Raw genomic sequence first — 8,432 nt, 5'->3', positions numbered from 1 at the left:
CGTACTTTTTATATACCCCTTTACTTCCAGAAATTTCATAAAAACTGTATTCCCGAAACATTGGTATTAAATGTCTTTGCTCCCATAGCACCATTCTGCAAATTCTTTAAATATACATCAATCAGGCTGGCATCACACTTGGTAACTTCCAGTTCGCTGATCTCCTGCAAAAAATTTCGAATGGTTCGGAATCTTTCGTACACCGTGCTGAGCGCCAGTTCTCCGATTCCAATTTCGTACTTCATATATTCCTGAAGCAGCAATCGATTCTTGGGCTGTAGAACTTCCTGAAATGATATTTTTTCTATACTGTCACTCTGGTTTATTCTTTCTTTGGCAATACGAAACCGCTCTAAATACCAGATGGTAGCATCCCATCTTGTTTCATCAGTTTCTATAAAAATCACTTTACGGGCAGTTTCCACAATGCTCTTCAGTCGTTTTCGCCGTTGCTCTTTCTCGACTTTCTGCTTCAGGTAGTCCTGAAATGCTGTTTCCTGTTCCAGCTCCAGAAGCTGGATATCTGTAATCTGCTCCCGGATGCAAAATTCGTAAAAAAGCTGTAGCCCGGTCAGTTTATATTCCCTCAGTCTGGAAATTTCATAATTCTTCAGAATATATTCCAGCACGGTAAAAATCTGACGTTTCAGTTTCTCACTGGCTGCCGCTTTAAAATTCCAGACCATGTTGCTCCGACACCGTACCGTTTCCACACTCTTTACGATTACAGGATCTGAGTGGTATGGAACAAAAAGTATTTCATTTTTATATTTCCATTCACATTCCCTCTGTCCAGCCGGAGTTTTCATCCGTTCCCGGATGTACGCCTGCCGTATCCGGTCGAACGTTCCGGTATATCGGTAAATGTAATTTCGCTTTATCAGCGGTGTTATGTATAATTCAAATTTCATTCGCAGTTCATAATCTATTTCCGAAAGATGTTCTACCATCTCATCTGCCAGAAACAGCAGAATCTGTTCTGTAATGGAACTTCCTGCTTCCTCTTTTGCAAACTCCCGGATTTCTTTTCGTAGCTGCTCAATCCGCCTGCTCCGTTCTTGTTCTGCCTCTATAAAAGACTGTAAAAACGCAGGCATAAAAACCACCTCCTATAGCAATTCCTCAATCCCATACAGGGAGGAGTGTTTCTCGTAGAATTCCTGGCTGGCATCCAGCAGTTCATCATCCACAATGTCCAGATAATTGATGGTTGTCTGGATGTGGCGGTGTCCATAGGCCAGCTGTATCAGTTCCAGCGACCATCCTGCTTTTCTCCGCTCATTTCCAAAGTAATGCCGGAGCATATGAGGCGTGATCTTAATCCCTGTTTTCTTATCCATTCTTTTTAGCATGGAGTATACTGCTTCCACGTTCATTGGTTTTCCGATATTATCCCCGGAAATATTCACAAACAGGCTTGTCTGGTGCTGAAGTAGTTTTCGGTACTCTGCGATATACAGATTTAAAAAGCCGAAGGTATCTTTGCTGATCTTCGCACTTCGGTATTCTGCATTCTTTGCTCTCGCTCCATTTTCATTGTCCTCACGGAAATATACCCGGATTATGTGGTTCTGATAATCAATGTCCTTACTGTAATCAATTCCTAAGATCTCACCGATTCGGTAGCCTGTCTCTGCCAGAAGCAGCATGAGAAGCCGATCTCTTATATTGGTACACGCTTTCAAGATTTCCACAATTTCATCTTTCTTTGCTGCTCTCGCCTTATGCTCTTCCTCTTTTAAATAGCCTTTGAAACTCTTTGATCGTATGCTTTTCTTTACGCCTACTGCATCCACGGCTACAAAATAATTATAGGACAGGACTTTCAGCTCCCCGAACTGCTGGTACTCTTCTTCTATAAAAAGATAGAACCTGAACACATCTCTTAAGTATGCGTTGCAGGTTCCATTGTTTGGAGATCTGTGATTTTTATCTCTGGTATGCTTCCCGGCTTTCAGCCAGTATAAAAATTCCACAAAGTGATTTGTCTGTTCAACATAAGGCATTTGATATACGTCTGTCAATTCCTTTTTCTTTTCATGGATGTATTCCAGATAGTACAGGATTGCAAGTGCGGAGCGCCGCACCGTATTCGGTGAACATTTACTCCGTATCTTGTGCATCAGATATTTGGTTGGAAGCAGGACGATATCCAGTGTTTCCACATCTCTGATAAAGAAATAAACGGTGGAACCCTCTCTTTCTTTTTCCAGTTCATATCGTCTCATTCCTGCTCACTTCCTTTCCTCTAACGCTATACACAGTATACCCAACTCATGCCGATAAAGCTATCACAAATACCACCAATTCGGTCAAAACCGCTCCTGAAATACCACTAAACTTTTTGTCTTATTTTCTGTCCAGATCTGGGCAGAACCAACAACACCACGGATGTTATCAGCTGTAGTAACGCTCCACTTTCCGGCTTCGGATAAAGTCCTCTACTTCATCGATTTTTTCTGCCATCTGGCACTTTGGCAGGGCGTCCAGAACATCTCCCCGGTACTTTCCTTTCTTTGCCGCTCGGTGGTCTAAAATGGACACTACACAGGTGTCCTGCTCCGTCCGGATCGCCCGTCCGAATCCCTGGCGCAGTTTCTTCTGCATATCTGGAACAACAACATTTTGAATGTAGGATTCCAGTGATCGGTATTGTTCCCTTTGTGCTTCATGGATGGGGTCCGGTACAGCAAACGGCAATTTTACAATGATCAGGGACGATACCATATCCCCCGGAAAATCCACACCTTCCCAACAGGAGCCGGCTGCAAACAGAACGGCATTTTCCATCTTCTTAAACCGTGCGATTTCTTCCTGTGAGTTTCTCCATACCTGCACCATCGGGAACGGGATCTGATCCCGCAGGAGCTGCTGCACATTTCCCATCAGGGTATAAGATGTAAACAGTACCAGTGTATGCCCAAAAGTAGAACACACCAGATCACGGATCTGGCCTGCAAGTTGCTCGACCTCTTCCCGGCTTCCCTTGAGCGTCGCTTTTAAATTCTCAGGAATATAGAGCAGACAGTTCTCTCTGTAACAAAATGGGGATTCTGCTACACACTCCCGGACTCTGCTTTTCTTTTCCAGCCCGGTCATCTGTCTGGTCCTTACAAACCCATTTCCGGCTTTTAAAGTTCCACTGGTGAGAATCGAGGGAAATCCCCTGTCCCATAAGGAATCATGGAGAAACCTTGGAATCTCTCTGCTAACAGCCATAAACACAGGATCTCCCCTGCCGTCTGGCTGAAGAAATAAAACGTATCTGGTATCCTTCTTCAGAAACCAGCCGAACAGCTCTTCCATCTCTTCCAGCCGCCGGAAGATCCAGTAAGGGACATTTCCAGCAAGTCTTTTAAGCATAAGACTGAGATTCCCCCTTACCTGCTCCAGAGAAGATCGGCACTTTGCCGGAAAATAGAAATTTTCTTTTCCAGCTATGTCATCTCCCATCCCGGCCTGATCCTTACGGATTTCCATTGAAAGTGTATTAAACCAATCCTGTAGTCTCTTACCTTCCGAACTTTTATGCTCCCTGTTTAAGAAATACGAGATTTCCTGCACATCCTCTCTTCCAATACTTCTCCCATCCATCTGGCTGGCAGCTTCTGGGAGCTTATGTGCTTCATCTACTACCAATGCTCTGTAATCCGCCAGCAGAGGCCGGTATTCATTCATCCGGTGCATGGCGTCTGCCAGAAGATAATTGTGATTGCATATCTGTATAAAAACTTCCTCTTTTTTGGAAACATCCAAATATTTCTGATAACGGCATCCTGCTTTCCCCGGACACTCCCTGGGGCAGAATTTCGGTACGCACACCAGCCTGCGGTCAAAACCGCTCAGGTTATGTACGGAATCTAAATCAAAGTTATGCCGGAGGGACTTCAATGCCTCCATCTGTGCCTGATTTTTATTCTTATCCCGGACTGCCTCCAGTCTTTGGGCCAGCCTGTAATCGCATACAAAATGTTCCTTTCCCTTGCGGACAACTGCCTTTAATTCTCCCTGAAGCAGATCTGCTTTTAACAGTACATCCGATAAAAAAGGAACATATTCCTCTATGATAGCTTTCTGTAAGGCAATGCTGGAAGTGGATACCACCACAGGCCGCCTGTCACATCCCGAATAACCGGAATGCAGTACACTATATTTCCGCATCAGGATGCAGGCAGTCAGATAGGCATAGGTTTTTCCAATGCCCACTCCTGCATCACAGAGCGTGATCTCATTTTTCATAAGGGCATCCAGCATTTCATGGCAGAGACGGATCTGTTCTTCTCTTACGTGAAGCCCGACTTCCGGTAGAAGTTCCCGAAAGATTCTTTCCACTTCGCCATGCGCCCTTTTTTGATATTCATTTTTATAACACATTACTTCTCCTTGCCGGGAAGCTTATCTTACCGTACCCTTACGGACGGATCTGACTGCTTCCGGTGCTTTTGCTCCCTGCTCCTGCATTTTCTTTATGGCAGCATTTCCCCGTGCCATCATCCTTCGGATATCCGTCCGGGAAACATTCCATGTCCTTACCTTCTGTGGAGCATTCCTTACCTGCTCGGACAAATGCCTTTCACAGAGTTTCGGATAAACCACCATGGCTTCTGGCAATTCCAACGGATACTCGATCATGGGATGGTACACAATATCCCGGATCACCTGCTCATAGCTTTCCATCTGCATTCTGGCTGTACTATCCTGGTAAATATTTTTTCCTTTCATGGCACTGTAGACCTGCGATGAGATATATCCCAATGATTCAAAACTACAGTATCCATAAGGAGTTACACCGGAAAGGGAATCCGGATCTTTTAAGGCATTCAGATATACATCTTTTCCCTGGGCGATCAACCACATCCGAAAATCGGAAAAGCTGTCATCACTGCACCCTGTTTCCATCAGAATACCTGCCGCTGTCCATAAGCCATACTTATAAGCTGCATCCCGGTAACTGTAAACCAGATTATGGAATTGCAGAACATCCTCCGGTGTCATATAGAAAAGCTGTTGCTTGATCCACACCGCCGAAGCATCCAGATCGGTGCCGCACACTTCCTTTGCTTTTTCAATCAGATTCCAGAACTGATCCTTGCTCATCCCACTTCTTTTTGTTTCTTCCATCTTTCTCTCCCCTTGATGTGACGTTAATACCACAAGAATACGGCTGTAGTCTCCCACAGCCGCATGGTATCTGATATCAACGACACACTTCTTCATTGATTTCTTTTTTATCTTGCTGTTCCGCATTTGACCTCGCACCCCCGGAACTATCCCTGTATTTCTTCTGGGAAAGGGGACACTACAGGCGGGCGGCTGGCCTGCCGCCGCTCACAGATGTCCTGGGGGTCTTTCTGATTACAACCCGGAGTCCATCTTCCGCTCTCTGGCTGGTAACGTGTATCATTATCCCCCATCCGTGATCTTGGCGAAAGGCTGCCACCGCCTTATTCACAGCTATGCTTTCTCGCTCCAAGTCTAAGAATCTTTACCCTATACTTAATCATGGCGCTCATACTGTCACGCTTCTACGGTTGGGAACGTACCTGTAGTGCCGATATTCACTTGCCAAAGAACAGCCGAGGGATGTCCCTCTGCTTACTAGCCGATGGCAGTGTATTTTTTTATTCACTTCACAAAAAAATTTTTTATCGTGATTCCCCGGATCTGTTTTTCTTTTTTCCTTTTGCCGGATTCTTCTGCTGTGCATCTTTCTTCTGCTTTTCTTTCTGCTCTTTGGCTTCTTCCGGCGGCATCTTCATCACATGAAGTTCCCCGTTAAACAGGGTGAAAATTTCCGGTGACTGATATTTTTCTTTAAACTTTTCAATCTGCTCCGGTGTCAGCGAAGTAAAATCGTCTTCTGTCAGTCCTACTACAAGGAATGTTCCGGCAATGGCATCATAGACCTGTCCTCGGTCATCGTACAATGCCCGATTTAACGGCAGCCCCTCAAATTTTCCATTGCCGTTTAAAAGGATTCCAACTTTATCATCAAACGGATAGGTCATTTCAATGTCACCGCCTACCGCCTGCTGCAGATCCTCCAGCTCATTGGGGATGTTCTTGACATAGGGTGCTTTCATCGGCTCGACTACCAGCACCGTCATCATTTCTTCCTGCATTTCGGACACTTCTTTCTCATCCATCGTATCAATCCTCCTGTCTGTTCGTTCTGATAATCAGCCGATGAGAGCCTTTTGTTTTATTCAAATTTCATGGACTTTTTGATTTTCTCCCGTAACCTCCGCAGTCTTGTATAAACAGTCTGCTCCGGCAGTTCCATGTGATGGCTGATCTCCTTTGGTGCATATCCCATCATCTTCAGAACAACCATCTGAAGAGTTTTCTTGTCAGTCGATAACAGGATCTGGAGCAATTCCTCATTCTCCACGGTATCGAGCAGGGCTTCCACACTCTCTGGCTGAGACTCTCCTGATTCTTTTTCTTCCAGAAGCAGTTCCATACAGTCCAGAAGTGAGGTCTGATGTTCCCGGAATCTCCGCTCTGCGTTAAAATCGTTCCAGTCATACTCCCGGAGCTTCTGGATCGTCTCTTCATCCACACCCTGCTCACGCAGGATCTTCTCTTCCTCTGCTTTCCACTGGTTCCATCTATATTCTTCTTTTGCTTTGTTATAAGCCACTTATCTTTTCCTCCGATCTGAATTTTTGTGAAATCAAATCGGAGTGTGGCGGTGATCTGGCTCGTTCTTCCTGTCCACAGGAATGTCCGGCATCTCTGCTGTTTCCCTGCAAACACGGATCTCCTTTGTAATCATATCTTTACAAAGGCACAGTGTATCGGATGCACCTGTCAGTTAACGGTCAGAAACCTGTCAATTGACGGTCAATTTTTATCACCTTCTTTCCAGCACAAATAAAATAAGACGAACAATCTTTTTACGGATTATTCGCCTTACTGCTGTTCGTTTTCATTATTCAATTCAAATTTGTAACCTATATCCCTGACACTGACAATGCAATTCCCGGCACCGTCTTCAACGACATTCAACTTTTTTCTCAATCGCTTTACCAGACACCAGATGATATTTTTAATATCACCAACAGAATAATCTTTCCATACAAGCTGGTAAATCTGTTCAAATGTGTATAGCCATAGCTTAACCTCCCTGTCGTGCTGGGGGCTTCGCTGTCGTCTTTGCCCTGTGATACCAGTCCCAGATTGCAGCGTCAGCTATCAAACGGCGGTTTCCATTCTGTATATATTCAAGCTCGCCGCTATCCATAAGCTCGCGCAGCTTATTTTCCCCGATACCGCTAATCTTGCTCATTTGCTCAACGGTCTTTAACATAGGGAATACAGGGATAGCGGGGCTTGTTGTTTCCTTTTTTGCCATAGGAAAATACCCCCTTTCATAAATGGCTAAAAAGTCAAGTTACAAAAAGTGGGCTTTAACCGGGCGGCTGTTAGCACAACCTCGCGGGAATTGCACCCCTGCTCATTTAAGGCAGCTTTACCCATTGCCTGCGACGCTCTGAACGCTCGGACTGTGGATGTAAAGGCTTATCTTCCCTCAATGCGTGTCGTCGCCCGCAAGCTGCTAACTTGCTTCCCGTCGCGGTGTTTTTCGCTCGGCTTTTCCCGATAAGGAAATAGCGTCATGGCGCACCCTCTGTATGGCTCGGCGCAAAAAGGACGTACCCGGTTTGCCCTATACTGCGTCGCCGTTATCTTGCGTCGCTTTCTTTGTCAAGGAACATACGGGGCTGCTGCGGATTGATACGAAACGGAAAAGGGGTTAGATGATTTGACAGTTCATATATGAGGGTAGAAGTGTCCCCGGCGGTGGACGAGCTTTTTTTGATAAGCTGAAATGTGCCGTACTTTGTCGATACGCTCTATATATCATGGCGGCTACCTCCATTAGCCGCCGTTTTTACGGTGTTAGGGTCGTCGTAGACTTGCCGATAGGCAAAAAGAAGCGGCGGCTCTGAAAATCAAAGCCGCCGTAATTTAGAAATGGCGCGTGAAAATACCTCTGCTTTGCGACGGCTTTTTTTCTTTTGCCGTCGTCCGGCAGATTATTTTTTTATGAGTAAGGGCGAAAAATCAATCGTAATCATAAAATTATGGTCATGTATTTCAATTATTGGATTTGTACAATTCATCATAAGTAATAGCTTTTTCACAATGTAAAGTCCTTGTCCAGACGTACCATTACTTCTTGAAACATCTGCTACATAAAAGCGTTCCAACAGTTTTGAATATTCTTCTGTAGGAATAGATGCAACAGGATTTTTAATACAGAGTTGTACAGAATCTGCAATATTAATTAGTTGAATTACAACATTATTTGTAGTGGATGTTACCGCATTGAATATAAGATTTTGTATAATGCGAATACACGCCTTTCTGTCAGCATTAAGATAGATGTCCATATTAGGTATTTCTATTTGGGGTTCAATTCCATT

Annotated in this window: 9 protein-coding genes; all 9 read right to left on the bottom strand. The window is 44.7% G+C overall.

The window, feature by feature from the left end:
* Positions 1-35: 35 nt before the first annotated feature.
* Entirely contained in the window at positions 36-1,097 is a 1,062-nt protein-coding gene (locus tag CCU_RS02265; RefSeq protein WP_015533400.1) for a hypothetical protein, read from the bottom strand.
* Between the two features lie 12 nt (positions 1,098-1,109).
* A complete protein-coding gene (locus CCU_RS02260; RefSeq protein ID WP_015533399.1) occupies positions 1,110-2,228 on the bottom strand; it encodes a tyrosine-type recombinase/integrase in 1,119 nt (372 codons plus the stop codon).
* 169 nt (positions 2,229-2,397) lie between these two features.
* Positions 2,398-4,374, bottom strand: coding sequence for an ATP-dependent DNA helicase (locus tag CCU_RS02255; protein ID WP_055057433.1), 1,977 nt, complete (start codon positions 4,372-4,374; stop codon positions 2,398-2,400).
* Between the two features lie 21 nt (positions 4,375-4,395).
* Positions 4,396-5,121, bottom strand: a complete 726-nt coding sequence (locus CCU_RS02250) for a DUF4240 domain-containing protein (RefSeq protein ID WP_055153011.1) — start codon at positions 5,119-5,121, stop codon at positions 4,396-4,398.
* Between the two features lie 524 nt (positions 5,122-5,645).
* Positions 5,646-6,146: a DUF3846 domain-containing protein gene (locus CCU_RS02245; RefSeq protein ID WP_015533396.1), complete on the bottom strand. Its 501-nt coding sequence runs from the start codon at positions 6,144-6,146 to the stop codon at positions 5,646-5,648.
* A 56-nt stretch (positions 6,147-6,202) separates the two neighbouring features.
* Positions 6,203-6,643, bottom strand: coding sequence for an ECF-type sigma factor (locus CCU_RS02240; RefSeq protein ID WP_055057436.1), 441 nt, complete (start codon positions 6,641-6,643; stop codon positions 6,203-6,205).
* 272 nt (positions 6,644-6,915) lie between these two features.
* On the bottom strand, positions 6,916-7,170 hold the full coding sequence (locus tag CCU_RS14675) for a winged helix-turn-helix domain-containing protein (protein ID WP_227231715.1): 255 nt from the start codon (positions 7,168-7,170) through the stop codon (positions 6,916-6,918).
* Positions 7,121-7,357 (bottom strand): helix-turn-helix domain-containing protein, encoded by a 237-nt coding sequence (locus CCU_RS02230; RefSeq protein ID WP_015533395.1) that lies wholly within the window; start codon positions 7,355-7,357, stop codon positions 7,121-7,123. Before CCU_RS02230 ends, CCU_RS14675 begins: the two co-directional genes overlap by 50 nt.
* Positions 7,358-8,042: 685 nt before the next feature.
* Positions 8,043-8,432, bottom strand: a 390-nt coding sequence (locus CCU_RS02225) for an ATP-binding protein (RefSeq protein ID WP_243440834.1), incomplete at its 5' end; no start/stop codon positions are given.

This window comes from Coprococcus sp. ART55/1 (genome assembly GCF_000210595.1).
GTDB classification, from domain to species: Bacteria; Bacillota; Clostridia; order Lachnospirales; family Lachnospiraceae; genus Coprococcus; species Coprococcus aceti.
Note: the sequence above shows the minus strand (reverse complement) of the source record. Positions and strands in the feature narration are given on the sequence as shown.

Excerpts from the sequence above, each read along its gene's own strand:
- CCU_RS02245 (WP_015533396.1), bottom strand. The coding sequence starts at position 6,146 with ATGGATGAGAAAGAAGTGTCCGAAATGCAGGAAGAAATGATGACGGTG.
- CCU_RS02255 (WP_055057433.1), bottom strand. The coding sequence starts at position 4,374 with ATGTGTTATAAAAATGAATATCAAAAAAGGGCGCATGGCGAAGTGGAA.
- CCU_RS02230 (WP_015533395.1), bottom strand. The coding sequence starts at position 7,357 with ATGGCAAAAAAGGAAACAACAAGCCCCGCTATCCCTGTATTCCCTATG.
- CCU_RS02250 (WP_055153011.1), bottom strand. The coding sequence starts at position 5,121 with ATGGAAGAAACAAAAAGAAGTGGGATGAGCAAGGATCAGTTCTGGAAT.
- CCU_RS02265 (WP_015533400.1), bottom strand. The coding sequence starts at position 1,097 with ATGCCTGCGTTTTTACAGTCTTTTATAGAGGCAGAACAAGAACGGAGC.
- CCU_RS02260 (WP_015533399.1), bottom strand. The coding sequence starts at position 2,228 with ATGAGACGATATGAACTGGAAAAAGAAAGAGAGGGTTCCACCGTTTAT.